The organism is Microbacterium sp. MMO-56 (assembly GCF_037146215.1).
Classification (GTDB): domain Bacteria; phylum Actinomycetota; class Actinomycetes; order Actinomycetales; family Microbacteriaceae; genus Microbacterium.
Map to the genome: position 1 here is coordinate 336,718 of NZ_JBBCVW010000001.1, position 25,507 is coordinate 362,224.

The 25,507-nt window shown below is 69.8% G+C and carries 21 protein-coding genes and 1 tRNA gene; 19 read left to right on the forward strand and 3 right to left on the reverse strand.

Annotation, left to right across the window (positions count from 1 at the left end; translation table 11 throughout):
* Window positions 1-444 precede the first annotated feature (444 nt).
* Entirely contained in the window at window positions 445-1,062 is a 618-nt protein-coding gene (locus WFI00_RS01580; RefSeq protein WP_336631188.1) for a vitamin K epoxide reductase family protein, read from the reverse strand.
* Window positions 1,063-1,356: 294 nt separating this feature from the next.
* Here WFI00_RS01580 and WFI00_RS01585 point away from each other — a divergent pair, with 294 nt between their 5' ends.
* Window positions 1,357-3,873 carry an Rne/Rng family ribonuclease gene (locus WFI00_RS01585; RefSeq protein ID WP_336631187.1) on the forward strand — a complete coding sequence of 839 codons (2,517 nt, stop codon included), beginning with the start codon at window positions 1,357-1,359 and terminating at the stop codon, window positions 3,871-3,873.
* 3 nt (window positions 3,874-3,876) lie between these two features.
* Here the strand turns inward: WFI00_RS01585 and WFI00_RS01590 are convergent, their stop codons facing one another.
* Entirely contained in the window at window positions 3,877-4,149 is a 273-nt protein-coding gene (locus tag WFI00_RS01590; RefSeq protein ID WP_336631186.1) for a DUF4031 domain-containing protein, read from the reverse strand.
* Window positions 4,150-4,368: 219 nt separating this feature from the next.
* On the opposite strand from WFI00_RS01590, the gene WFI00_RS01595 reads away from it, so the two are divergent.
* From WFI00_RS01595 to WFI00_RS01655, 13 genes are all read left to right on the forward strand, one after another.
* Complete coding sequence (locus WFI00_RS01595) at window positions 4,369-6,312, forward strand: beta-glucoside-specific PTS transporter subunit IIABC (protein ID WP_336631185.1); 1,944 nt, start codon at window positions 4,369-4,371, stop codon at window positions 6,310-6,312.
* Complete coding sequence (locus WFI00_RS01600) at window positions 6,312-7,736, forward strand: glycoside hydrolase family 1 protein (RefSeq protein WP_336631184.1); 1,425 nt, start codon at window positions 6,312-6,314, stop codon at window positions 7,734-7,736. Before WFI00_RS01595 ends, WFI00_RS01600 begins: the two co-directional genes overlap by 1 nt.
* Window positions 7,737-7,802: 66 nt before the next feature.
* Complete coding sequence (locus WFI00_RS01605) at window positions 7,803-8,639, forward strand: PRD domain-containing protein (RefSeq protein ID WP_336631183.1); 837 nt, start codon at window positions 7,803-7,805, stop codon at window positions 8,637-8,639.
* A gap of 214 nt (window positions 8,640-8,853) precedes the next feature.
* Window positions 8,854-9,162 (forward strand): 50S ribosomal protein L21, encoded by a 309-nt coding sequence (gene rplU, locus WFI00_RS01610; RefSeq protein ID WP_336631182.1) that lies wholly within the window; start codon window positions 8,854-8,856, stop codon window positions 9,160-9,162.
* A gap of 18 nt (window positions 9,163-9,180) precedes the next feature.
* Window positions 9,181-9,438 (forward strand): 50S ribosomal protein L27, encoded by a 258-nt coding sequence (gene rpmA / locus WFI00_RS01615; protein WP_204963532.1) that lies wholly within the window; start codon window positions 9,181-9,183, stop codon window positions 9,436-9,438.
* A 79-nt stretch (window positions 9,439-9,517) separates the two neighbouring features.
* A complete protein-coding gene (obgE, locus tag WFI00_RS01620) occupies window positions 9,518-11,041 on the forward strand; it encodes a GTPase ObgE (protein ID WP_336631181.1) in 1,524 nt (507 codons plus the stop codon).
* A complete protein-coding gene (gene proB, locus WFI00_RS01625) occupies window positions 11,038-11,874 on the forward strand; it encodes a glutamate 5-kinase (RefSeq protein WP_336631180.1) in 837 nt (278 codons plus the stop codon). Before obgE ends, proB begins: the two co-directional genes overlap by 4 nt.
* A gap of 40 nt (window positions 11,875-11,914) precedes the next feature.
* Window positions 11,915-13,174 (forward strand): glutamate-5-semialdehyde dehydrogenase, encoded by a 1,260-nt coding sequence (locus tag WFI00_RS01630; RefSeq protein WP_336631179.1) that lies wholly within the window; start codon window positions 11,915-11,917, stop codon window positions 13,172-13,174.
* A gap of 40 nt (window positions 13,175-13,214) precedes the next feature.
* Window positions 13,215-13,442, forward strand: a complete 228-nt coding sequence (locus WFI00_RS01635) for a hypothetical protein (RefSeq protein WP_336631178.1) — start codon at window positions 13,215-13,217, stop codon at window positions 13,440-13,442.
* Between the two features lie 10 nt (window positions 13,443-13,452).
* Window positions 13,453-14,049 (forward strand): nicotinate-nucleotide adenylyltransferase, encoded by a 597-nt coding sequence (nadD, locus tag WFI00_RS01640; protein WP_336631177.1) that lies wholly within the window; start codon window positions 13,453-13,455, stop codon window positions 14,047-14,049.
* A complete protein-coding gene (locus WFI00_RS01645) occupies window positions 14,046-15,290 on the forward strand; it encodes a hypothetical protein (protein ID WP_336631176.1) in 1,245 nt (414 codons plus the stop codon). The genes nadD and WFI00_RS01645 overlap by 4 nt, the downstream gene beginning before the upstream one ends.
* Complete coding sequence (rsfS, locus tag WFI00_RS01650; RefSeq protein WP_336631175.1) at window positions 15,287-15,673, forward strand: ribosome silencing factor; 387 nt, start codon at window positions 15,287-15,289, stop codon at window positions 15,671-15,673. Before WFI00_RS01645 ends, rsfS begins: the two co-directional genes overlap by 4 nt.
* A 77-nt stretch (window positions 15,674-15,750) precedes the next feature.
* A tRNA-Ala gene (locus tag WFI00_RS01655) sits at window positions 15,751-15,826 on the forward strand.
* A 61-nt stretch (window positions 15,827-15,887) separates the two neighbouring features.
* Here the strand turns inward: WFI00_RS01655 and WFI00_RS01660 are convergent.
* Window positions 15,888-17,612: a sigma-54-dependent Fis family transcriptional regulator gene (locus WFI00_RS01660; protein WP_336631174.1), complete on the reverse strand. Its 1,725-nt coding sequence runs from the start codon at window positions 17,610-17,612 to the stop codon at window positions 15,888-15,890.
* Between the two features lie 186 nt (window positions 17,613-17,798).
* Between WFI00_RS01660 and WFI00_RS01665 the strand changes: the two genes are divergently transcribed.
* From WFI00_RS01665 to WFI00_RS01685, 5 genes are all read left to right on the forward strand, one after another.
* The gene (locus WFI00_RS01665) at window positions 17,799-19,721 is read left to right on the forward strand and encodes a hydantoinase/oxoprolinase family protein (protein ID WP_336631173.1); all 1,923 of its coding nucleotides are present in this window, start codon (window positions 17,799-17,801) and stop codon (window positions 19,719-19,721) included.
* A gap of 58 nt (window positions 19,722-19,779) precedes the next feature.
* The gene (locus WFI00_RS01670) at window positions 19,780-20,223 is read left to right on the forward strand and encodes an acetone carboxylase subunit gamma (protein WP_336631172.1); all 444 of its coding nucleotides are present in this window, start codon (window positions 19,780-19,782) and stop codon (window positions 20,221-20,223) included.
* A complete protein-coding gene (locus tag WFI00_RS01675) occupies window positions 20,223-22,349 on the forward strand; it encodes a hydantoinase/oxoprolinase family protein (RefSeq protein ID WP_336631171.1) in 2,127 nt (708 codons plus the stop codon). The genes WFI00_RS01670 and WFI00_RS01675 overlap by 1 nt, the downstream gene beginning before the upstream one ends.
* A 61-nt stretch (window positions 22,350-22,410) precedes the next feature.
* Complete coding sequence (locus WFI00_RS01680; protein ID WP_336631170.1) at window positions 22,411-24,720, forward strand: hydantoinase B/oxoprolinase family protein; 2,310 nt, start codon at window positions 22,411-22,413, stop codon at window positions 24,718-24,720.
* A complete protein-coding gene (locus tag WFI00_RS01685) occupies window positions 24,717-25,475 on the forward strand; it encodes a hypothetical protein (protein ID WP_336631169.1) in 759 nt (252 codons plus the stop codon). Before WFI00_RS01680 ends, WFI00_RS01685 begins: the two co-directional genes overlap by 4 nt.
* Window positions 25,476-25,507: the final 32 nt, after the last annotated feature.

Genomic DNA, 25,507 nt, shown 5'->3' on the forward strand with positions numbered 1-25,507 from the left:
CGGATCCCTGGAGGCGGCCTTTGGCGACCCGAACGTGCGGGGCTTCTCGATCGTGAGCGGGTTGCGCCGTGGACTGAGAGGAGTGGTGGCGCTCGGACCGTCCGGCCTCGAGACGGGTGATGCGCGGCATCCTGCCCCTGCTGACCGAGTTCAGGGTCGCTTGTTGTCGGTGGAGAACAGGTTCGGGGTCGCGGGTGGTCGGTGCGGATGCCCGGAGGCGGCTAGTGGCGACCCCGAACCTGCGGGGCGCGGCCACTCGTGACCAGTGGCGACCCCGAACCTGCGCGGCGCGGCCCCGCGCGACGACACGCGACCCCGAACTTCCCTGGGGGTGGCCAGTGGCGACCCCGAACCTGCGGGGCGCGGCCCCGCGCGACGACACCCGACCCCGAACCTGGACCACACGCGACCCCGAACCTGCGGGGGGGCGAGCGGCAACCCGGGTCAGAAGATGACGTCGAGCAGCTGGGGGATGGCGTCCAGACGCAGCTGCGCCAGCAGCAGCACGATCGCGTAGGTCACGAACGCCATGAGGGGGACCCAGGCCGCGAGCCGGGCGCCCACAGCGCGCACGCGCGGTGCGTCGGAGATCACGCCCGAGCGGAACAGATGGACCCAGAGCGCGTAGAACGTCGGGATCGTCACGAGCCAGGTCACCATGCACCACGGGCACAGCGTGCCGAGGGAGTAGATGCTCTGGCCGATCAGCCAGAGCACGAATCCGAACGCGAAGGTCACCCCCGCCGCGAAGAGCAGCCAGAACCAGCGGGCGAAGCGCGCCCCCGCGAGGACAGCCATGCCGACGACGATCGGTGCCACCCACCCGGTGAGCCCGAGGATGGGGTTCGGGAACCCGAACACGCTGCCCTGCCACGAATCGAGGTTCGCGGTGCACTGCACGATGATGCTGAAGTCGCACGATGCCGGGCCGGAGTCCGGGGTCGCCAGCGCGTGGAACTTCTCGGTGGTGAGCGCGAAGGCAGCGATCCAGCCGATCACGCCGGCAATCACCAGCCAGACGGCGAGGGCGATCGGTCGGCTGTCGATGGTGCGCTGCGGCATGCCGAGATTATGTCATCGGATGCATATGACTACGCCGGGAGGCCTTGTCGGGCGCCGCTCCTGGCAATCGCCGTCGAAAGTGCGATAATGAAGGCCGGTGTCCGCGCGGCCGCGCCGCGCACCGGGACATCACCGAAGACTTCGGGGCGACGAATGCCCTTCGCAGCACGAGTCCCGCCGCCGAGCGGGTGAGGCTGCAGACCGTATGAGTACGCGGCACCTCCGGACCGGAGTGTCACCGCCAGATTCGCCCGGGACGGCCCGCGGAGCCGCCCCGCAAGGAGTAAGCCAGAGATGGCCGATGAGCACAACGACCAGACCCACACCTCGCCCTTCGATGCGGATCAGCCGCTGACGCCCGAGCCCGGAACGCCCGAGCCGGAGACTCCCGCAGCGGAGGCCGCTGCGGAGGCCGAGGTCGTCAGCGAGGCGGAGGCCCTCGTCGCCGCCGAAGAGCGCGCGGACGCCGACGTCGTCGCGGACGCTGCGAGCATCGTCGACGATGCGGAAGCGGCCGAGGAAGTCGCCGAGGAGGCGGTCGTCGCCGACGCCGAGACCATCGTCGACGAGGCCTCCGCCGCGGATGCGACGGAGACGGATGTCCCGAACGCGGATGTCTCGGAAACGAGCCCCGCCGACGCCTCCGCTCCGGCGGAGCTCGCCCCCGAGGCGGAGCCGACCCCCGAGACCGAGTCCGCCCCCGAGCCCGCGACGGCCGTGTCGCTGGGACTGCTCCCCGCGGAGTTCGTGTCGCAGGTCTCGACGCAGCTCTTCTTCTACGCACCCGAGATCGCACCGCTTCCCGCCCGCCCCGGCCGGGCGTTCGAGGACCGTGACGAGCAGGCTCCCGAAGCCGGATCCAGCGCGCGCCGGCGCAACCGCCGTCGCGGCGGTGCGGCATCCGACGCCGACGACACCGCCGCTCCCACCGAGCGCGGAGGACGCGCGCCGCGTCAGCGCGCGGTCGAGCTGATCACCGAGCCGCAGCGCATCAAGGGCTCGACGCGCCTCGAAGCCAAGAAGCAGCGTCGTCGCGACGGCCGCGAGGCCGGTCGCCGCCGCACCGTGGTGACCGAGGCGGAGTTCCTCGCCCGCCGCGAGGCCGTCGACCGCGACATGATTGTGCGCTCGAAGAACGGGCGCATCCAGATCGCGGTGCTCGAGGACAGCGTCCTCGTCGAGCACTACGTCGCCCGCAGCCAGGAGTCCTCGCTCATCGGCAACGTGTACCTCGGTCGGGTCCAGAACGTCCTGCCGTCGATGGAGGCAGCGTTCGTCGACATCGGCCGGGGCCGCAACGCCGTCCTGTACTCGGGCGAGGTCGACTGGGATGCCGTCGAGACCGGCAACCAGCCGCGCCGTATCGAGCTGGCGCTCAAGTCGGGCGACCGCGTCCTCGTCCAGGTGACGAAGGACCCGGTGGGCCACAAGGGCGCGCGCCTCACGAGCCAGATCTCCCTCCCCGGCCGCTACCTCGTCTACGTCCCGGGCGGCGCCATGAACGGCATCTCGCGCAAGCTCCCCGACACGGAGCGCGCGCGCCTCAAGCGCATCCTCAAGGAGGTGCTCCCCGAGTCGAGCGGAGTGATCGTCCGCACCGCCGCCGAGGGCGCCACGGAGGACCAGCTCACCCGCGACGTGCAGCGTCTCACCTCGCAGTGGGAGCACATCTCCACGCAGGTCGAGTCCCAGCAGGCCCCGGCGCTGCTGCACTCCGAGCCGGACCTCCTCGTCAAGATCGTCCGCGACGTCTTCAACGAGGACTTCTCGAAGATGCTCATCCAGGGCGAGGACGCCTACCAGACGATCACGGCCTACCTCACGGGTGTCGCCCCCGACCTCCTGGAGCGGATCGAGAAGTACGAGGACGACCAGGATCCGTTCGATCGGTTCCGCGTGACGGAGCAGATCGAGAAGGCCCTCGACCGCAAGGTGTGGCTGCCCTCCGGAGGCTCCCTCGTCATCGACCGCACCGAGGCGATGACCGTCGTCGACGTCAACACCGGCAAGTTCGTGGGCTCGGGGGGAAACCTCGAGGAGACCGTCACGAAGAACAACCTCGAGGCTGCCGAGGAGATCGTGCGCCAGCTCCGGCTGCGCGACATCGGCGGGATCATCGTCGTCGACTTCATCGACATGGTGCTCGAGTCCAACCGGGACCTCGTGCTGCGCCGTCTCATCGAATGCCTGAGCCGCGACCGGACGAAGCACCAGGTCGCCGAGGTCACCTCGCTCGGCCTCGTCCAGATGACCCGCAAGAAGCTGGGTCTCGGGCTCCTCGAGACCTTCAGCGAGCCGTGCGAGGTCTGCGCGGGTCGTGGCGTCATCGTCCACCACGACCCCGTGGTGAAGCACCGCGGGGCTCCCGCCTCGAACGGCTCCTCGGGCGGACGCCGCCCTCGCTCGTCGGGCTCGACGCCGGCGAACGGGAACGGTGGAACGCACGTCATCACCGAGGGTGCCAAGTCCGCGCTCGCGGCGATCGCCGCCTCGACGATCCACCCCGCGACCGAGGCGGCCCCCGCCGTGGTCCCCGCCGACGCCGAGGCTCCGGCGGAGCGCCCGAAGAAGCCCCGCCGCAAGCGCGGCGAGTCCTCGCGCACCGGAGCCGCAGCCGATCGGACCGGCCGTGGCGAGCCCGACGCGCCGCGCACGCAGAAGGACCTGCTGCTCGACTCCGTCCTGAGCGCGCTGCCCGAGCCCAAGGCGCCCGGTCAGGGGCGGGCGCGCCGTCGCGTGACGACCGCGGCGCTCACCGGCACTCCCGTGACGGCCGCTCCCGCGGGTGAGGGCGCCGACGGCGGCGAGTGAGCCTCAGCGGTCCCGGCGCTCGCGGGCGGTGATGCGCAGCCCGGAGGCGATCAGGCGCGTCACCAGCTCGCGCCCGCTCACCGGGTGCGCACCGGCGGCGACGAGACGGTCGACGGCGTCGTCCGGCACGTCGTAGTGGTCACGGTCGAAGGCGCGCGGGGGGATGCCGGTGCGGGCGGCGAACGCGTGCAGCTCCTCGAGGTCGCTGTCGCTCACGAGGTGAGCCCACATGCGGCCATGCGCGGGCCAGCGCGCGCCGTCGATGAGGATCGCCATCCGCCCATGCTACGACGCAGGACACGCGGCGCTCCGGAGGGCCCCGTCCATGTGCTACCGTCGGATTGTCGCATCTGTGATGATGCGGGCACCGGTATGTAACTCGTCTCGAGCGAGGCAAGGCCTGGGCCGAATCGAAGAGAATCCTCTTCGTGCGGCTCGGGCCTTTTTTGTTGCCTCGAGATCCACGAGTTCGATGACGAACGAAGGAGAGCCGCGATGGCTTCGATCGACTATGCGGCGCTGGCGGGCGATGTGCTCGACAGCGTCGGCGGCGAACAGAACGTGACGAGCGTCGTGCACTGCGCGACGCGCCTCAGGTTCACGCTGAAGGACCGCGGCCGCGCGGACAAGAAGCGCACGCAGGCGCTCCCCGGCGTCATCGCCGTCGTCGAGAACGGAGGCCAGTACCAGGTCGTGATCGGCAACAACGTTCCCCGTGTGTACGCGGCGCTGCCGACATCGCTCTCCGAAGGCGTCGCCTCGGCGTCCGGCGGCGAGAAGGCGGCCAAGGTCGGCATCCTGTCGCGGGCCATCGACATCGTCTCGTCGATCTTCGCCCCGATCCTGGGGGTCATGGCGGCCACGGGCATCCTCAAGGGCCTGCTGATCATCCTCTCGACCTCGAAGGTGATGACGGCCTCCTCGCCCACCTACCAGCTGCTGTACGCGGCCGCGGATGCCTTCTTCGCCTTCCTGCCGATGATGCTCGCCGTCACCGCGGCGCGGAAGTTCGGGGCGAGCGTCTTCACGTCGATGACGATCGCCGGGGCGCTGCTTTACACGAACCTCGTCAACGTCAACTGGCTCATCGACGGCCAGGTGACCCCGATGACCATGCTCGAGTTCCTGCGGGCCGGCAACGTCGTCGACTTCCTCGGCATCCCGGTGCTGCTGCAGACCTATACCTCCTCGGTGATCCCGATCATCGTGGCCGTGTGGCTCCAGAGCCACCTCGAGCGGCTCGCCAACCGCGTCATCCACGAGGCGGTCCGCAACTTCATCACCCCGCTCATCGTGCTCGTCGTGATGGTGCCGCTTACGGTCCTCACGGTGGGCCCCGCCGGCACGTGGCTCAGCGCGGTCATGGCCGACATGATGACCGGTGCGTACGGATTCTCCCCGATCCTCCTCGGCGTCCTGATGGGCGGCCTGTGGCAGGTCCTGGTGATCTTCGGCATCCACTGGGGCATCGTGCCGCTGTTCATCAACAACATCGCCACCAACGGCTTCGACTACATGAAGTCGGCGGCCTTCGCCGCGGTGTTCGCCCAGGCCGGGGCCGCCCTCGCGATCACGCTGCGCGTGCGCGACAAGAAGACCAAGGCGCTCGGCGCTTCGGCGACCCTCGCCGCGATCTTCGGCATCACCGAACCGGCCATCTACGGCATCACCCTGCCGCGCAAGCGCGCGTTCATCGTCGCCTGCATCTCGGGCGCCATCGGCGGCGCAGTCGTCGGCGCGGGCGGAGTCAAGGTGTTCTCGACGGGCGCGCCGGGTCTGCTGACCCTGCCCATCGGCATCGATCCCTCCGGATCGCCGGTCAACTTCCTGTGGCTCGTCGCGGGCTCGGTCGTCGCCTTCATCGTCTCGACGATCGGCACCTACTTCTTCGGCCTGTCCAAGGCCGACATCGCCGCGGACCGCGAGCAGGCCGAGAACACCGCTCCGGCATCGGACGACGAGCAGCCCGTCGCGGGCGAGCTGCGCATCGTCTCTCCGGTCACCGGCACGGCCATCGACCTCGCCGAGGTCGACGACAAGGCCTTCTCGTCGGGGGCGATGGGCGAGGGATTCGCCGTGCGCCCCGCCTCGGGGCAGTTCGTCTCGCCCGTCGACGGGGAGATCATGGTCGCGATGGGTCACGCCTACGGCATCCGCACCGCATCGGGCGTCGAGCTGCTCGTGCACATCGGCATCGATACGGTCACCCTCGGCGGAGCCCCCTTCACCGCCCTGGTCGCCGTGGGCGACCGGGTGCGCGCCGGCGACCCGCTCGCCACGGCGGACCTCGACGCCATCCGCGCCGCGGGGATCGACACCACCACCATCGTCGTGATCGTCAACGGCGCCGACCTGGACGTCTCACCGTCGTTCTCCGCGGGCACGGACGGTCTCCTCGAGGCCGGCGAGCCCGTCCTCGAGGCGGGGACGGTGCGCTGATGCAGTACCGCGACCTCGCCCCGTTCCCCTCGACCTTCCTCTGGGGCGGCTCGACCTCGGCCTACCAGGTCGAGGGCGCCGCCGCCGAGGACGGGAAGGGCCTGTCCGTCATCGACGCGAACCACGTGCCGCATGAGGGCCGCACCGACTTCGCTGTGGCCAGCGACCACTACCACCGGTTCCGCGAGGACATCGCGCTGATGGCCGAGATCGGGTTCCGGGCGTACCGCTTCTCCATCGCCTGGACGCGCATCGTCCCGGACGGGCACGGGGAGATCAACCCGCTCGGCATCGCGCACTACCACGCGGTCATCGACGAGCTGATCGCGCACGGGATCGAGCCGATCGTCACGATGTACCACTTCGATCTGCCCCAGGCACTCGAAGAGAAGGGCGGCTGGAGCAGCCGGGCGACGGTCGACGCCTTCGTCCGCTACGCCGGCATCCTCTTCGCGGAGTACGGCGGCAAGGTCTCGCGCTGGCTCACCATCAACGAGCAGAACATGATGATCCTGCACGGGACGGCGCTCGGGGTGACCTCCGTGGACGCGGGCGACGCACAGCGCGCGCTCTACCAGCAGAACCACCACATGTTCCTCGCGCAGGCCCGCGCCATGGCGCTGTGCCACGAGACGGTCCCGGGCGCCAAGATCGGTCCGGCGCCGAACATCGCGTTCGTGTACCCGGCCACCGGGACGCCGGAGGACGTGGTCGCCGCGGACGACTGGAACGCGATCCGCAACTGGCTCTACACCGACCTGGCGGTCCACGGACGATACAACTCGCTCGCGTGGGCGTACCTGGTCGAGCGCGGCTGGGAGCCCGAGATCGAGCCCGGCGACCTCGAGATCCTGGCGGCCGCGAAGCCAGACTTCCTCGCCTTCAATTACTACGCCACGCAGACGGTGGCGGCCCCGACCGGGACCTCGGAGGACCTGCTCGCCCGCAAGGGCGATCAGCAGATGGTCCGGGGCGAGGTCGGGCTCTACCGTGCGACGACGAACCCGAACCTGCCGACGAACGCGTTCGGGTGGGAGATCGACCCGGTCGGCTTCCGCACGACGTTCCGCGCACTGTGGGACCGCTATCGGCTGCCGCTCCTGGTGACCGAGAACGGACTCGGCGCTTTCGACGAGCCCGATGCCGACGGCGTGGTCCACGACGGCTACCGCATCGAGTACCTGCGCGCCCACATCGCGCAGATGCAGCTCGCCCTCGCCGACGGGGTCGACGTCATGGGGTACTGCCCGTGGTCGGCGATCGACCTCATCTCCACCCACCAGGGATCGTCCAAGCGATACGGTTTCATCTACGTGGACCGGGGAGAGAAGGATCTCCGCACCCTCGGGCGACGACGCAAGACGTCGTCCTACTGGTACGAGCGCGTCATCGCGACCGACGGCGCCTCACTCACTGGGGAGTGACCGACGGACCCCGGGCGCGCCGTGGCGGCGCGCTCGGGAGTCCGCTCCGCAAGCGAAGGAATCGACATGAAGGTCATCCGCGTCCTCAACAACAACGCCGTGATCGTGGACGACGAGGAGCACGCCCAGGCGGTCGTGCTCGGCAAGGGCATCGGGCACGGCCGGAGGCCGGGGGACGAGCTCGGCGACGAGCTGGTCGACCAGAGGTTCGTCCCGGGTCCCGCGCACAGCCTCGAACGGCTCGCGGCGGTCGCCTCGGACATCCCCCTGGACACGATCGAGTGCTCCGCGGCGATCGCCCGGATGGTGCACGATCGGCTGGACACGCGCATCACCCAGGGCCTCGTGCTGTCGATCGCCGACCACCTCGCGTTCGCGGTGCGCCGCGCGCAGGAGGGCGTGGAGGTCGACTATCCGCTGCGCTGGGAGATCGCCCAGCTGTATCCGCGCGAACTCGCGGTCGGACGCGAGGCCGTCGCCCTCGCCAATGCGGAGCTCGGCGTGCGCCTCCCGCCCGATGAGGCGACCTCGCTCGCGCTGCACATCGTCAACGCGCAGTTCGCCTCGGACGGGCTGCAGGCGACGATCGCGATGACCAATCGCATCCGGCAGGTGCTCGACATCGTCTCCGCAGAACTGGACACGCCGCTCGGCGAAGGCGAGCTCAACGTCAGCCGCTTCGTGACGCACCTACGGTACCTGTTCGTGCGCATCGACTCGGGCACCCAGTTCACGGACGACAACACGCCGCTGCTGCAGGGGATCCGGGAGGCGCATCCTCGCGCCTACGCGTGCGCTCAGCGGGTGAGGTACGTGCTCGAGCTCGGGGGATCGCGCCTGAGCGCCGATGAGACGATGTACCTCAGTCTCCATATCTCGCGCCTCGTCTCGGCGACGGGGTGAGAGCTCCGACACGCCCGACGGCGTCTTTTGCCTCATGCTCCGGCATCCGGTAAAGTAGTCCCTTGGTGCGTCGCGTCGCAGACTCGTTTCTGTGACTGCCGTCCAGCCGCGGGTCCCGCCGGCGGTCGTCCGCACCGCGACTTTCCCCTCGAGGTGTTCACGTCTCGCAGGGACAACTCGGAGCCCCGCGCTCCACAGAAGAAACAGGTGTGAAGTGGTTTACGCAGTTGTGCGCGCCGGTGGCCGGCAGGAAAAGGTCGAGGTCGGCACGATCGTCGTTCTCGACCGCCAGAAGGCGAAGATCGGTGAGAAGCTCGAGCTTCCCGCCGTGCTGTTCGTCGACGGCGACACCGTCACGACCGACGCCGACAAGCTGGCGAAGGTGACCGTCACCGCCGAGGTCCTCGGCGAGGAGCGCGGCCCGAAGATCGTGATCCAGAAGTTCAAGAACAAGACCGGCTACAAGAAGCGCCAGGGGCACCGTCAGGACCTCACGCGCGTCAAGATCACCGGCATCAAGTAAGACTCGGGAGACGCAGAGATGGCACACAAAAAGGGCGCAAGCTCCACCCGCAACGGTCGTGACTCCAACGCCCAGCGACTGGGTGTGAAGCGCTTCGGCGGCCAGCAGGTCCTCGCCGGCGAGATCATCGTCCGCCAGCGCGGCACGCACTTCCACCCGGGCGCGAACGTCGGTCGCGGCGGCGACGACACCCTGTTCGCCCTCGAGGCCGGTGCGGTCGAGTTCGGCACGAAGGGCGGCCGCAAGGTCGTCAACATCGTGGCGGCCGCGGAGTAATCCGCACGACGCGATCCACGCTTTCGGCGAGGGGTGAGCATCAGCTCGCCCCTCGCCTTCTTTCGATAAGGAGACCGACATGGTGACGTTCGTCGACCGCGTCACGCTGCACCTGCGTGCCGGCAAGGGCGGCAACGGCTGCGTGTCGGTGCGCCGCGAGAAGTTCAAGCCCCTCGCCGGGCCCGACGGCGGTAACGGCGGACACGGCGGCGACGTCGTGCTCGTCGCCGATCCGCAGGTGACGACCCTCCTGTCGTACCACCACTCGCCGCACCGCAGCGCCGGCAACGGCGGCTTCGGAATGGGCGACAACCGCTCCGGCGCCCAGGGCGAGGGCCTCGAGCTCGCTGTCCCGGTCGGGACCGTGGTCAAGGACGCGGACGGCGAGGTGCTGGCCGACCTGATCGTCCCCGGCACCCGCTTCATCGCGGCGCCCGGCGGCCAGGGCGGCCTGGGCAACGCCGCGCTGGCGAACCCCAAGCGCAAGGCGCCCGGATTCGCCCTGCTCGGCACCCCCGGCTGGGAGGGCGATGTCTTCCTCGAGCTGAAGACCGTCGCCGACGTCGCTCTCGTCGGATTCCCCTCTGCCGGCAAGTCCAGCCTCATCGCTGCCGTGTCGGCCGCTCGGCCGAAGATCGCCGACTACCCGTTCACCACGCTGCACCCGAACCTCGGTGTGGTGCAGGCGGGGGAGGTGCGCTTCACCGTGGCCGACGTCCCGGGCCTGATCGAAGGCGCGAGCGAGGGCAAGGGGCTCGGACTCGAGTTCCTGCGGCACGTCGAGCGCTGCACGGCGCTCGTGCACGTGCTCGACTGCGCGACCCTCGAACCGGGGCGCGATCCGCTGACCGACCTCGACGTCATCCTCGAGGAGCTCGGAGCCTACCCGGTGCCCGAGGGACAGACGCCGCTGCTCGAGCGCCCGCAGCTCGTCGCCCTGAACAAGGTCGACGTCCCCGAGGCGAAGGATCTCGCGGACCTCGTCCGTCCCGAGCTCGAGGCCCGCGGCTACCGCGTGTTCGAGATCTCCACCGTCAGCCACGAAGGCCTGCGTCCGCTGACCTTCGCCCTTGCGGACATCGTCGCCCGCCACCGCGCGGAGCTCGCCGCCGCACCCGTCCCCGAGCGTGTCGTGATCCGCCCGAAGGGTGCCGAGCGCGAGTTCGAGATCCGTGTCGAAGGCGGCACCTACGGCAACCTCTACCGCATCCTGGGCTCCAAGCCCGTGCGGTGGGTGCAGCAGACCGACTTCCAGAACGAGGAGGCGGTGGGCTTCCTCGCCGACCGCCTGGAGAAGCTGGGCGTCGAGGACGAGCTGTTCCGCGTCGGCGCCGTCGCGGGGTCCACCGTCGTGATCGGCGAGGGCGACGGTGTCGTCTTCGACTGGCATCCGTCGCTCTCCTCCGCCGCCGAGCTCATGACGGCGCCGCGCGGTACGGACCCGCGCCTCGACCTCAACCCGCGGCGCACGACGTCGCAGCGTCGCGAGCGCTACCACGAGCGCATGGACGCCAAGGCGGAGGCCCGCGCCGAGCTCGAGAGCGAGCGCATCGCCGGCGACACCGCCTGGGAGGGCGACGGGGTGGAGGACGACGAGTCGTGAGCATCCGGGATCGTTCGGGCATCGACGGTGCCCGCCGCGTCGTCGTGAAGGTCGGGTCGTCGTCGATCAGCGGCGAGAACGCCGACAAGATCGGGCTCATCGTCCAGGCTCTCGCTGATGCCCACGCCCGCGGCACCGAGGTCGTACTGGTCTCGTCGGGCGCGATCGCCACGGGAATGCCCTATCTGTCACTCGACGAGCGTCCCGTCGACCTCGCGACGCAGCAGGCCGCCGCCGCCGTGGGGCAGAACGTGTTGATCTACCGCTACCAGGATGCGCTGCGGCCCTTCGAGATCGTCGCCGGGCAGGTGCTCCTGACCGCGGGTGACCTGGAGAACGTCACGCACCGCTCCAACGCGCGCCGTGCCATGGAGCGGCTGCTCGGCCTGCGCATCCTGCCGATCGTCAACGAGAACGACACGGTCGCCACGCACGAGATCCGCTTCGGCGACAACGACCGGCTGGCCGCCCTGGTCGCCGAGCTCATCGGTGCGGACGCCCTCGTGCTGTTGAGCGACATCGAGTGCCTGTACACCCGGCCGCCGAGCGAGCCGGGCGCACGCCCGATCGACACGGTCGCGTTCGGTGACGATCTGGCGGGCTTCGAGTTCGGATCCGTCGTCGTCAACAGCGTCGGCACCGGGGGAGCGGCGACCAAGGTCAGTGCCGCCCGCCTCGCGGCCGCCGCCGGGATCGGCGTGCTCGTCACGAGTGCCGACCTGGTCGCCGAGGCGCTGTCGGGTGCGCCGATCGGGACGTGGTTCGCGCCCGACCCCGACGTCGTGCCCACCTCGCACACGGGCACGCTGCGCGCGCCGGCGACGGCGTCCTGACCGGCGGGTCGACCCTCGGCCGCCTCGATAGACTGACGCCATGACGATCACCGCGACGACCGCTCAGGAGCGCATGCAGCGCGCGAAGGACGCGGCCCGGACGGTCGGCCTGCTCGGCGACGCCGAGAAGGCCGACGCATTGCGCGCGATCGCCGACGCCCTCGAGGCATCCGTGCCCTCGATCGTCGCAGCGAATGCCGAGGACCTCGCGCGCGGCCGCGAGTCGGGCCTGTCGGACGGACTGCTCGACCGCCTGCGCCTCGACGACGCGCGGGTCGGCGCACTGGCATCGGCGGTGCGGGCCGTCGCCGAGCTGCCCGACCCCGTCGGGCGGGTGCTCGACGAGCGCACGCTCGCGAACGGCGTGGCCCTGCAGAAGGTCGCCGTGCCGTTCGGGGTGGTGGGCTCGATCTACGAGGCCCGGCCGAACGTGACCGTCGACATCGCGGCGCTGGCGCTGCGCGCGGGGAACACCGTCGTGCTCCGCGGCGGTACGGCCGCCCAGTCGAGCAACGCGGAGCTCGTCCGTGTGATGCGCGGCGCGCTCGCGGCGCGCGGGATCGATCCCGAGGCGATCCAGACCGTCGACGACTTCGGACGCGACGGGGCGAACGCGCTCATGCAGGCGCGCGGCCTGGTCGACGTGCTCGTGCCGCGCGGGAGCGCACAGCTCATCGAGACCGTGGTGACCCAGTCATCCGTCCCCGTCATCGAGACCGGGGCGGGGGTCGTGCACATCGTCCTCGACAGCTCGGCCCCGCTCGAGTGGGCGGAGCAGATCGTCGTCAACGCGAAGGCTCAGCGCCCGAGCGTCTGCAACGCCGTCGAGACGGTGCTCGTGCTGCGCGACGCCGCCGAGCGGCTGATCCCGCCGGTCGCGGCCGCGCTGGAGGAGGCCGGCGTCACGATCCACGGCGACGACGACGTCCGCTCCCTCGTCGCGGGGGCAGTGCCCGTCACCGACGAAGACTGGGCCACCGAGCACATGAGCCTCGACCTGTCCATGCGCGTCGTCGACGACCTGGATGCCGCACTCGCCCACATCCGCCGCTACTCGACGCACCACACCGAGTCGATCATCACCGCGGACGATGCCCGGGCGGAGCGCTTCCTCGCGGAGGTGGACTCGGCCGTCGTGATGGCCAACGCCTCGACCCGGTTCACCGACGGCGGCGAATTCGGCTTCGGCGCGGAGGTCGGCATCTCCACCCAGAAGCTGCACGCGCGCGGCCCGATGGGCCTGCCGGAACTGACCAGCACGAAGTGGCTCGCCCGCGGATCCGGTCAGATCCGGGCGTGAACCGCGTAAACTCGACTCAGCTGACCCGAACGGAGCCCGAATGACCCTCGCCACGATCCTCGTCCTCGCCGCCGAGGGAGCCGAGCACCACGGCAACGTGCAGGCGGAGACGTTCATCTACGGCGCGATCGCCTTCGTCGTGTTCCTCGCGCTCGGTCTGGTGACCGTCTCGTACCGGAACGTGGCGAACCGTCACGCGCACAAGGCCGAGGCCTACGCCAAGGCGCACCCCGTCGACCAGGCTCAGGTGGGCCACGGCCATCACTGAGGCCGGTCCCGTGGTTCCTGCGCGCGCGCCCCGCATCGGGGTCATGGGCGGGACGTTCGACCCCATCCACCACGGGCACCTCGTCGCGGCCAGTGAGGTCGCGCAGTCCTTCGACCTCGACGAGGTCGTGTTCGTGCCGACGGGCGTCCCCTGGCAGAAGACCAAGGTCACCGAGGGCGAGCACCGCTACCTCATGACGGTGATCGCCACCGCCTCGAACCCCCGATTCACGGTCAGCCGGGTCGACATCGATCGGGACGGCCCCACCTATACGATCGACACGCTGCGCGATTTGAAGGCGGCGCGACCCGACGCCGAACTGTTCTTCATCACCGGCGCCGACGCCATCGCCCAGATCCTCGGCTGGCGGCAGCACGACGAGTTGTGGAACCTCGCGCACTTCGTCGCGGTGTCGCGTCCTGGCCACGTCCTGACGACCGAGGGGCTGCCCAGCGAGGTCGTCAGCCAGCTCGAGGTCCCCGCGCTCGCGATCTCGTCGACGGACTGCCGTGCACGGGTTCGTGAGGGAAACCCGGTGTGGTACCTCGTCCCCGACGGCGTCGTCCAATACATTGCGAAGCACCACCTGTATCGGAGCGAGCCATGAGCACACCCGACGAACCCGGCGCGCCGCAGCTGACCAGACGTCAGCTGCGCGAGTTGCGCAACACCGCCTCGACCCCGGTGATCACACCGGACGACGTCCCCGCCGCGGCGGAGCCGAAGCCCGCGGCTCCGTTGCCGCGCGCCGCCGAACCCGCCGTCGTCGCGGACGAGCCGCCCGCCGCGGCCGACGTCGACCTGGATGCGCCCGCGCTCACCCGTCGTGAAGCGCGTCGCCAGGAGCGGCTGCGGACGGCGTCCGTTCCGGTCATCGATGCGGACGGGAATCCGCAGGGCGAGCACGCGGACGCCTCCGATGCGTCGCACGACGACGCGGCGCCAGAGGTCGTCGCTCCCGCCGAGGCCGAGGCCGAGTCCGAGGTCGCTCACGCGGAGGGCGAGTCGGAGGGTGAGCGATCCGAGGAGCACGCGCCGACGGCGGCGGACGCCGAGGTCTCGGAACCCGAGCCGGCCGAGGAGGACGCCGAGGTCTCGGAGCCGGAGTCGGAGCCGGCGGAGCCGGAAGACGCGGTCGAGCCCGTCGTGGCGGCGGAGGTCGCTGCGGACGCGCTGGCCGAGGCGCAGAGCGAGGCGCCCGACGTCGAGATCCCCGTCGAGGACGAGCATGCGGCGGACGAGCCGGTGGCGGACGAGCCGGCCGCACCTGCCGACGAGGCGCCGTCGGGTGTCGAGGCGGCGGCTGCTGCCGCGACGGATGCCGGCGACGACGAGGAGGAGCGCCCGGTCGTGGCGCCGACGTTCGGGTCGGAGCTGCTCGCCGGCGACGGCGTCGAGATCGAGCTGCCGGCATCCTTCGACCAGCTGCTCAGCCGGGGGAGTGCCGCGACGGGGTCGATCTCTGCGTCCAACGCGCTGATCCTCTCGCAGACGCCGGACACCGGATCGTTCGCCTCGCCCGTGACGGCGACCGGAGAGGTCCTCATCACCGGCACGTTCGCCCTGCCCGAGTCGCTCGGCTCGGCCGGGACGACCCAGGGCTCGTCGGACGGCAAGGACATCGACGCGATCCTCGTGGACGGCGAGCTGCCCGCGTCGTCGTCGCCGACCCCCATCGCGGCGAGTTCCGCGATCAGCACCATCAAGAGCGCCGAGGACATCATCAAGCCCCCGGCGCCCGAGAAGGGCAGTCGATTGATGCTCGCTCTGGTGATCACGGCGGGAGCGCTCGCTCTCGCCCTCACCGGCGCCCTCATCGTCGCCCTTGTGACAGGAGTATTCCGATGACCACGAGTGCGCGCACGCGCGAACTGATCGAGATCGCTGCGGCCGTGGCCGAGAGCAAGGGCGCGGAAGACCTCGTCGCCTTCGACGTCTCCGAGCCGCTGCCCCTGGTCGACGCCTTCCTGCTCGCCACGGGCAACAGCGAGCGCAACGTCGCGGCGATCGCGGATGCGGTCGAGGAGGCGATGCTCGAGCAGGGTGTCAAGCGGCTCCGCCGGGAGGGCAAGCACGAGGCGCGCTGGATCCTCATCGACTTCGGCGACATGGTCGTCCACGTCTTCCACGAGCAGGAGCGGGTGTTCTACGGTCTGGAGCGGCTCTGGAAGGACTGCCCGGTGATCCCGACCGGTCTGCCCGCAGCCGTGGGTGCCGACGCGCCCGAGTGAGCGCACGGATTCGTCGCACCCCGTGAGATGTAGTAGCATCGAAGGGTTGCCGCGGGAGCGGTGACAACCCAGAGATTGGGCCTGTGGCGCAGCTGGTAGCGCACCTGCATGGCATGCAGGGGGTCAGGGGTTCGAGTCCCCTCAGGTCCACCAAAGTCAGTCGCGACAGCGAATCAGCGCGAGAAAGCCCGGCCTTCGGCCGGGCTTTCTCGCGCTAGAGGGCGATTCCGTACTGGCCGATCTTGCGGTACAGCGTCGCGCGGCTGATGCCGAGCTGCGACGCCGCGCGCAGCCGGTTGCCCTCGGTGTCGCGCAGCGCGGCGACGATCAGGTCGCGTTCGGACGACTCCATCGTGCTGAGCCGGCGCGGTGCGCGGGCGGAGAGCGACTCGGGGAGGTCGTGGAGTTCGATCGCACCGGCGGGTCGTCGCGACGCGGCGCACCGGAGCACCTCATGCAGCTCCACGAGGTTGCCGGGCCAATCGTGGTTCGCGAGCGCCCGCAGTGCGCGGGGCGACAGTCCGCGCGGACGGCTCATGCCGCTCAGCGCGGCGTCTACGAGCTGCGGAAGGTCGTGGGTGCGATGCCGTAGCGGGGGCACGACCACGGATGCGACGAAGACCTGCAGCAGCGCGGCATGGCGGCCGTCGCCGTCGGATCCGGTGAACGTGGCCGCCAGCATGTGCGGGGGGCCGGCGGCTTCCGCCAGCCGCGCGATCGACGCTGCGGACGCAGCGTCCCAGCCGTCCAACCGCCTGATGAGCACCAGGGTGGCGGACTCCCGGTGCGGCAGCTCATCGGCGAGCGCCTCCGCGCGCGCGGGGGAGTCGACGACCTCGACCGTGCCGGTGGGATGCGCGCCGCGGAACGCGTCCGCGACGAGCGTGGCCTTTCCCGTGGCAGCTTCGCCTGCCACGACGACGGGCGACGACGACCGGATCGCCGTCGTGACGTCCGCCTCGGCGCGTCGCCAACCCGGGCTCGCCGTGGTCGGAGCCGTCAGAGCCGCCGCGTCCGCCGCGGACGCGTCGGACAGACGGAAGACGTCGAAGACGACTCCCACGGCCCGTTCCCGGGCGGTCACTCGCTGCGCGCGCAGGTGCACCCGTGTCCCGCTGCTGAGCTGGATGTCGTCCTCGGCGCGTTCGCTGCGATCCGCGAGGTAGCGCGCATGAGTGCGCAGTTCCTCGTACTCGGCGGGGCTGAACTGATCGTGCATCGTGTGGTCGGCGAGGAGCACCGTGAGACCGACGGCGCCGACGGCGCCCTTGGAACGCGTCGCGATGCGGGTGTACGCGTCGAAGACCGCCTGCTGCTCGAAGCCCCGGTCCACCAGGAGGAGCCGTTCGATCTCGCTGGTCGTGGCCCGGACCAGGGAGCGCAGGACGGGCGACGAGTCCTCGAAGAGACAGGTGATGTCCAGAACACCCGCGACGCGGCCGGAGAGCGGGTCCCGGATGGGTGCTCCGGTGCAGGAGAACGCCTGCAGCCGTTCGGCGAAGTGCTCGGGGCCGCTGATCGTCACCGGCTGACGCGACTCGAAAGCCGTCCCCACGCCGTTCGTCCCCACGGCGGACTCGCCGTAGTCGAACCCCGGCGCGAAGTGCACCGAGTCCAGCAGTCGTCCGATGCGCTGTTCGGTATCGACGCGCAGGAGCAGACGTGAGCTCGCGTCGGTGAGCGCGATGCTGAGCGCGAGCTCCGCGACCTCGTCGGCGAGCCGGTCCAGCACGGGGCGCGCTGCCGACACCAGTCGCCCGTCGGTGTCGAGGTCGGTGTGGTAGCCGGGCGCCGACGTCAGCGCGTCGACTCCGAGAGACCGGCTGCGCTGCCAGGATGCGGCCACGACCGGGCGTACCTCGTCCGCCGGTGTGCCCTGTTCCAGGAACACCGCGCGCGCAGCGGCGATCTCGAGTCGCCGATTGTGCGTCTGTTCCACGATCACACCCGTTCGCACTTCGTCGTGCTCGATCAGTCGGTGACTGTCGATTCTGCCATCCGATCACCATTGTCGCGTTCGCCTGCGTGCTCGGACTGTATCGAATTGAGACAGTCGACGCCCGTGAGACGCGGGTGATGATCGCTCTCACCCGGCGACAGGGCCGGGCCCGACGACGGAGTCACCATGAACATGCTGATCAACATCGACAACGGCGGAACGCTCACCGACGTGTGCGTGTGGGACGGGGCCCAGTTCACCTTCACGAAGACGCTCACCACGCCGTTCGACCTCTCGCAGTGCCTGTTCGACGGCATCACGAAGGCGTCGCGCGAGCTCTACGGCGAACCCGACCTTCAGCGCGCCCTGCACGACACCCGCCACATCCGCTATTCGACGACGCAGGGGACGAACGCCCTCGTCGAACGCAAGGGACCCGAGCTCGGCCTGCTCGTCGACGACGCCGCGATCGTGGACGAGCTGCGCGGTGCGGCGGACGAGGAGGGGCTGTTCGACGACCTGCTGGGCGGCCGGATCGCGGTCATCGATACCGCTGTGGCGGATGACGCACTCGAACAGGCCGCGATCGCCGAGGTCAACAGGCTCATCAACGCCGGCGCGGCGCGCATCGTCGTGGCGGTCGGCGAGGACCGCGGCGAGACCGAGCGCCGTCTCCGCGCCATCCTGCTGCGAACGTTCCCCCGGCATCTGCTGGGGAGCGTGCCGCTCCTGTACTCGTGGGACTTCGTGGACGACTCCCGTCGCGACCGTCGCGTATGGTCAGCGCTGCTGAACTCGTTCCTGCACCCGGTCATCGAACGCTTCCTCTACAGCACGGAGGAGCGTCTGCGCGCCCACAAGGTGCAGAACCCCCTGCTGGTGTACCGCAACGACGGCGCCTCGTCGCGCGTCGCCAAATCGGTGGCGCTGAAGACCTACTCGTCCGGTCCGCGCGGCGGACTCGAGGGGACGAGGGCAATCGCCGACGCCTACGGTTTCGCGCGGGTGCTGATGGTCGATGTCGGCGGAACGACGACCGACGTGGGGGTCGTCGACGCCGCGGGCATCGCCACCGCCCGACGTGGGCGAGTGGAGGGGGCGCCGGTGTCGTATCCGCTGAGCGAGGTGCACTCCAGCGGCGTCGGCGGCTCGAGCATCATCGAGGTCGTGGACGGCCGCATCCAGGTCGGACCGGAGAGCGTGGGGGCCGCTCCCGGACCCGCATGCTTCGGGTTCGGCGGCACTCGGGCCACGATCACCGACGTGAACCTTCTGCTCGGGATCCTGGATGCCGGCACCTACCTCGACGGCGGATTCGCCCTCGACGCGGCTCGCGCCGAGGCGGTCGTCCGGGCACGCGTCGCCGACCCGCTCGGGATCAGTCTGGAGGAGGCGCTCGTGCAGATGGAGCAGGCGTACGTCGCCCGCATGGCCGAGGCGTTCGTCGACCTCGCCGACGGTGACACGACGCTCGCCGCATTCGGCGGCGCCGGCCCGATGAGCGCGTGCGGTTCGGCGCAGCTCGTCGGCATCCGCCGCATCATCGTCCCCCGCCTGGCCGCGGTCTTCTCGGCGTTCGGCATCGGGTTCAGCGACATCGGCCGCACCTACGAGACGGCGGTGGAGCGTCCGGATGCCGCGGCCTTCGAAGCTCAGCGACGCGTCCTGACCGCTCGTGCCGAGCGCGACATGTTCCAGGAGGGGTACCCGCTCGACCAGTGCCGCCTCGTGTGGAGTGTCGAGCGCGAGAACGAGCTCGGGGATCACGAGGAGGCCGTGCCGTACGACCCGGACGACCTTCCCACTCCCGTTCCCGGTCACGCGCTCCTTCTCCGGCTGGATGTCGCAGCGGCGCTGCCTCAGGCGACGATCGCGCGCGACGTCGCGGTCGCGCGCAGCGTCGCTCTGCCCGTGCACACCCGCCGGGTCCGATCGGGCGCGGACCGGGTCGACGACGTGCCGGTTTTCCGGCTCGACGACCTGCAGCCGGGGGCGACCGCCGCGGGCCCCGCGATCGTCGAGGGGCCGTTCTTCACCGCCCGTGTGCTCGAGAGCTGGACGCTGAGCGTCACTGCCGGCGGCGACCTCCTGCTGGAGCGCGACCACTGACATCGACCCACACCCCCACCACGACCTGTTCCGTTTCAACGAGGAAATGAGGAATGACATGAAGATCCCGATGACGGAGTACCTGTACATCGACTTCGACGACGAGAGCTGGCGCTGCCGGCGCTGCGACCACGACTTCGGGAGTGCGCGCGGCAACTACAAGGAGGGCACGCTCGTCTACGACCGCGACCCCCGGGAGATCCATCAGCCGATCATCGACCCGGAGCGCTACGAGTACACGTTCTCACCCGACCCCGACTACTGCCGCATCCTGGAGTACTACTGTCCGACCTGCGCGACGCAGCTCGAGACGGAGTACGTGCCGCCCGGGCATCCGCCCGTCGTCGACATGGAGTGGGACATCGATGCGATCCGCGCCCAGTGGGATGAGCGCGGTGTCGACCCCGAAACCGTCATCGCCTACGGTCCGGGCGAGGACGTACAGGAGCACACCGGGGGTGCGCCGCTGCGCGCCCGTCTCATCGAGGGGGGTGTGCGCTGATGCGCCGCATCTCCGTCGACATCGGCGGCACGTTCACCGACTGCTTCTTCGTGTGGGACGACTCGTACATCGAGGCCAAAGCGCTCACCACGCATCACAACCTGGCACTCGGCTTCAACGAGGCGCTCGAACTCGCGTGCTCGCGGGCCGGCCTCGATCGTGAGACCGTGCTCTCGGGGGTCGACTCGGTGCGCTACGCCACCACCCTCGGGACGAACGCGCTCATCGAGCGGAAGGGGCCGCGTGTCGCCGCCCTGGTGACCCACGGCTTCGAGGACACCATTCCGCTCTCGCGCGGCCGCGGCTACGGCGAGGGACTGGACCCCTCGATGCAGCAGAACCTTCCCGCCGCCGAGCGGCCGGAGCCGCTCGTGCCGCGTCACCTGATCCGTTCGGTGCGTGAGCGCGTGAACTCGGCGGGGGGTGTCGTCGCACCCCTCGACGAACACGACGTGCGGGCGCGCGTTCGTGAGCTGGTGGATGCCGGAGCCGAAGCGCTCGTCGTCTCTCTGACCAACGCCACTGAGAACCCGGAGCACGAACTACGGATCCAGGAGATCATCCACGAGGAGTATCCGCCTCACGAGCTGGGTGCGATCCCGGTTCTGCTCGGGCACCAGGTCTCCGGGCGCAAGGGAGAGTATGTCCGGGCGACCTCGACGATCGTCGACGCGTTCCTCCACGAGACGATGTTCCACGCCCTGGGCCAGCTCGCACACAACCTCCGCGGGTCGGGGTACGACAAGCCGATGCTCGTCGTGCACAACTCCGGCGGCATGGCGCAGATGAACTCCACCGACGCGCTGCAGACGATCCATTCGGGTCCGATCGCCGGCGTCAGCGCGGCCGAGCATCTGTCGGCGAAGACCGACATCGGCGGGGTCATCGCCACCGACATGGGCGGCACGTCGTTCGACATCGGCCTGGTTCCGCAGAGCGGGGTCAAGCACTATGACTTCCAGCCGACCATCGATCGCTGGCTCGTGTCGGTGCCCATGGTGCACCTGCTGACCCTCGGGGCGGGCGGCGGTTCGATCGCGAGCTACGACCGCATCCACAAGGGTGTCAAGCTCGGACCGGAATCTGCGGGATCCGACCCGGGGCCGGCGTGCTACGACCGCGGCGGCCTCAGGCCGACCGTCACCGACGCCGATCTGCTGCTGGGCTACCTCGACCCGGAGAACTACGCCAACGGCTTCATCACGCTGAACGTGAAGCGGGCGAGGTTCGCCATCGAAGAAGAGCTGTGCGATGCGCTCGACCTCGACGTGATCGATGCGGCGAAGGAGATCAAGAAGGGCGTCGACGAGCAGATGGCGATCGGCATCGCCAAGGAGCTGCGCGTGCGCGGCTACCTGCCCGAGGACTTCACGATGCTCGCCTACGGGGGCAACGGCCCCTTGCACGCGTGCGGGATCGCCGACAAGGCGGGCATCCGGCGCGTGCTCGCGCCGCCGTTCTCGTCGGTGTTCAGCGCCTGCGGCGCCGGCAACCTCAGCCAGATGCACTTCCACGAGCGCGGCGCGCACATCACGCTTTACAACGCGACGAACCGCACGCTCTTCGACAGGTACGCGGAGTTCAACGCGCTCGTGGAAGAGCTGGAGGCCAAGGGGCGCGAGGATCTCGTGCGGCAGGGCTTCGACCCGGCCGACGTGGAGCACCGTCTCGAACTGGACATGCGGTACGGCAACCAGCTGCTGACCCAGGCGGTGACACTCGACATCACCCGTCTCCACGGCGTCGGCGATGTGCTCCACGTCACCAAGGTGTTCGGCGACGTGTACAGCCACCGGTTCGGCTCGAACTGCGCCGCGCCCGAGGCCGGCATTCGCATCGGCACCGTGCGGGTCGCCTCCTTCGTCTCCGGAGACACGGTCGAGTTCGCTTCGCTTGAGTACGACGGGCCGCGCATCCTCCCGGACGCGGTCGGGGTGCGCCGCATCCACCTGACCGGGCACGACGAACCGGTCGACGCACCCATCTACGACGCGTCGGCGATCCACCACGACCACGTGATCCCCGGGCCGGCGATCGTCACCACGGAGAACACGACCTACCTCGTGGAACCGGGGTGGCGCCTGGAGCCCACATCGCAGGGCGCGGTCTGGTTCCTGCGCGATTGAGCTCGGAGGCCGCGGCGGCCTCCGAATCCCATCAGTGAACAATCAGAGCAAGGAGAGATCGATGACGATCATCGACGAGCCCACCACCGGCACCACGGGGCTGAGCCCCCTCGAGCAGGAGTGGGTCGACAAATTCATGGACGACACGACGCTGTTCCTGGGGCCCGACCCCGAGATCATGCGGTCGCACCACATCGCCCCGCGGTCCGAGATGGAGGACGACTTCATCGCGCGGGGGGTGGATCCGTTGGAGGTCGACCGCATCCGCAAGCGCCTCGCCGGCGCCCTCGACGAGGGCTACGAGATGTGCGAGGCCCAGGGGGCCGCGCCGGGCGCGAAGTGGGGCGATCTGACCACCGCCGTCTACACCGCGGCAGGGGATGTGACCTATCTTTCGTGCCACGGGGTGATCGCCTTCAGCGCGATTCTGCACCACCCTATCCGGTACATCATGAAGTACTGGAAGGACGAGCCGACCGTCGGCATCCACGACGGCGACGGGTTCATCCACAACGACGCGCGGTACGGGAACGTGCACAACACCGATCAGTCGATGATCATGCCGGTGGTGCGCGACGGGCGGATCATCGCGTGGGTCGCCGCGACCATCCACGAGGGGGAGAACGGCGCGTGTGAGCCGGGCGGCATGCCGTCGGGGTCGGAGACGCCGTTCGACGACGGCTTGCGGATGAGTCCGTTCAAGATCGTCGAGCGTGGCGAGCTGCGTCGCGACCTGCTCACCTTCCTGCAGCACTCGGTGCGCGATCCGAAGCTGCAGCTAGCCGACCTGAAAGTGAAGATCGCCTCGGTCAACCGGATCAAGCAGCGCATCGATGCGATCATCGACGAGGTCGGCGTCGAGACCTTCGTCGCGGCGCTGCGCATCACCGTCGAGGATGTCGAGACGGAGGTGCGGCGTCGGATCTCGGAGCTGCCCGACGGCACCGTGCGGTTCAACCAGTTCATGGACTCGACGCTGAAGGAGAACATCCTCATCAAGTTCGCCTGTGCGATCACCGTCGCGGGCGACCAGATGACGATCGACCTGCGCGGCACCGGGCCCGAGATCCTGAACCGGGCGATCAACTCGCCGCTGTGCTCCGTGAAATCGATGATGATGCAGGCGATCCTCGCATTCTGGTGGCCGGACCTGCCCCGCTGCACTTCGGCGATGAGTCCGATCGAGATCATCTCCGACGAGGGGACGTGGGCGGACGCGTCGTACGACGCGCCGATGGGCCAGTCGCTGCAGGCGTCCTTCCGCGGGTTCTCGGCGCTGCAGGCGCCGTGGGCGAAGCTGCAGTTCTCCAATCCGGAGAAGTTCTCCAACGTCATCGCCCCGTGGTTCAACCAGATCAACACGTTCCTCTGGGGGGGCGTCAACCAGCACGGCGACCAGCTCGGCAACCTCTGCGCCGACCTCAACGGCATGCCCGGCGGCGCCAAGGCCTTCCGAGACGGGGAGGATGCCGTCTCGCCGCTGTTCTGCGCCATGGCGGACACCGCCGAGCAGGAGGTGATGGAAGAGGAGGTGCCGTTCATGCAGCTGGTCGCGAAGCGACTCGTGCGCGACAACATGGGGTTCGGCAAACACACCGGCGGCATGGGGTACGAGATGATCGTCGCGTCGGAGGGAACGCCCCTGTGGGGCTTCATGACCGTGACCAGCGGTGCGAAGTTCTCGTCGATCTACGGCCAGTTCGGCGGCTACGGTTCGGGTACCTACCCGCTCGCGATGGTCAAGGGGATCAACGCGTACGAGGAGTTCCGCACCCGGCCCGGATCGTTCGACCTCTCGATGGAGAAGGTCATGAACGAGCGTCCGTTCGAGGGCGGCACGTACCAGACCGCCCACATGGGGCTGCAGTTCGACGTCGCGAAGGACGGCGAGCTGTACATGATCTCGCAGGGCGCCGGCGGCGGCTACGGCGACCCGCTCGACCGGGACCCCGCTGCCGTCGCGAAGGATCTCGAGCTCGGCCGCATCTCGACCACGGTCGCCACCGACATCTTCGCTGTGGCGTGGGACCCGCAGACGCGTCGTCTCGATGTCGACGGCACCGAGGAGCTGCGTCGCCAGGCCCGTGCCGCCCGCTTGCGCCGAGGGAAGCCCTACGCCGAGTTCGTCGAGGAGTTCGTCCGGGATGAGCCGCCCGCGGCCCTCGCCTACTACGGATCCTGGGGCGATGACGCCGCCGAGCTCACCGCGACGATCTACGACATCGACGGTGCGCGCCGCGTCGTCGCGCCGGTCGACGAGCTGCCGATCATCCTCGTCCCCGATCGCCGCGACCTGAAGATCTCGGAACTCGAGTCTCGCGTCCGTGAGCTGGAGGAACGGCACGGCGAGATCGTTGCGAGGAAGTCGTGACGCTCGCTGCGACAGGCCGCGCGGCGCCCCGGCTGCTGCTGGACGCACGGGAGTACGCGCAGCGTGTCCTGCTGCAGGGAGCCGACGTGCCGTGGGAGCCCACCGCACATGCGCGGCTGCTCGCTCAGGTCGGCGCGCTGCTTCGCCCCGACCTGAGCCTGCTCGATCTCGGGGCGTATGTCGAGACGGAATTGCGGGCGCGGCGGCCGCTGTCCGATCGGATGTCCGGTGCCCGGAACCCTACGGCCGCCCTGCGGGCGCTCCTGGCCGACGACGACCTCGCCCACGATGCGGTCGCACTGGTCCGTGTGGTCACCGCGACGAGTCCGGTGCCGGTGGCGGTGCAGATCGCGTCGCCGTGGGCGTGGCTCGCGGCGGTGGCGGGAGAGGCTCGCGACCCGGAGTTCGACGCCGACGACGCCGAGAACGCGTCGGTCTACCTCGCCGACTGGATCCGCAGATTCTCCGGATCCTCCGTCGACACGCTCATCCTCGACGGGCGCGCCGCACCCCCCGACGAGACACTCGCCGCCTATGGCCCCCTCCGGGGCCTCACCGACCACTACCGCTGGGCGCTCGCCCTGCGGGGCCGGGACACCCTCGAACTCACCGGTGCCCGCGGCGCGGTGCTCGGCGAGGGGTTCTGGCTCGGCGAAGGGGTGGACTCCCCTCGGACCGGCGACCTGGTGATCGGTCGCATCGACCCCGCTGCCGATCCGGAGACCGTGCTCGACGCCCGCGCCCGATGGAACTGAACCCGCCGAGGCAGGGTGGGCCCTGACCGACG

Bases quoted from the DNA above. Each gene is read 5' to 3' on its own strand.
- WFI00_RS01580 (WP_336631188.1), bottom strand. From the start codon at position 1,062: ATGCCGCAGCGCACCATCGACAGCCGACCGATCGCCCTCGCCGTCTGG.
- WFI00_RS01635 (WP_336631178.1), top strand. From the start codon at position 13,215: ATGACCCTCGCCACGATCCTCGTCCTCGCCGCCGAGGGAGCCGAGCAC.
- WFI00_RS01595 (WP_336631185.1), top strand. From the start codon at position 4,369: ATGGCTTCGATCGACTATGCGGCGCTGGCGGGCGATGTGCTCGACAGC.
- WFI00_RS01665 (WP_336631173.1), top strand. From the start codon at position 17,799: ATGAACATGCTGATCAACATCGACAACGGCGGAACGCTCACCGACGTG.
- WFI00_RS01600 (WP_336631184.1), top strand. From the start codon at position 6,312: ATGCAGTACCGCGACCTCGCCCCGTTCCCCTCGACCTTCCTCTGGGGC.
- WFI00_RS01590 (WP_336631186.1), bottom strand. From the start codon at position 4,149: ATGGCGATCCTCATCGACGGCGCGCGCTGGCCCGCGCATGGCCGCATG.
- WFI00_RS01645 (WP_336631176.1), top strand. From the start codon at position 14,046: ATGAGCACACCCGACGAACCCGGCGCGCCGCAGCTGACCAGACGTCAG.
- WFI00_RS01585 (WP_336631187.1), top strand. From the start codon at position 1,357: ATGGCCGATGAGCACAACGACCAGACCCACACCTCGCCCTTCGATGCG.
- rpmA (WP_204963532.1), top strand. From the start codon at position 9,181: ATGGCACACAAAAAGGGCGCAAGCTCCACCCGCAACGGTCGTGACTCC.
- WFI00_RS01680 (WP_336631170.1), top strand. From the start codon at position 22,411: ATGACGATCATCGACGAGCCCACCACCGGCACCACGGGGCTGAGCCCC.
- WFI00_RS01605 (WP_336631183.1), top strand. From the start codon at position 7,803: ATGAAGGTCATCCGCGTCCTCAACAACAACGCCGTGATCGTGGACGAC.
- rsfS (WP_336631175.1), top strand. From the start codon at position 15,287: ATGACCACGAGTGCGCGCACGCGCGAACTGATCGAGATCGCTGCGGCC.
- obgE (WP_336631181.1), top strand. From the start codon at position 9,518: ATGGTGACGTTCGTCGACCGCGTCACGCTGCACCTGCGTGCCGGCAAG.
- WFI00_RS01630 (WP_336631179.1), top strand. From the start codon at position 11,915: ATGACGATCACCGCGACGACCGCTCAGGAGCGCATGCAGCGCGCGAAG.
- WFI00_RS01670 (WP_336631172.1), top strand. From the start codon at position 19,780: ATGAAGATCCCGATGACGGAGTACCTGTACATCGACTTCGACGACGAG.
- WFI00_RS01675 (WP_336631171.1), top strand. From the start codon at position 20,223: ATGCGCCGCATCTCCGTCGACATCGGCGGCACGTTCACCGACTGCTTC.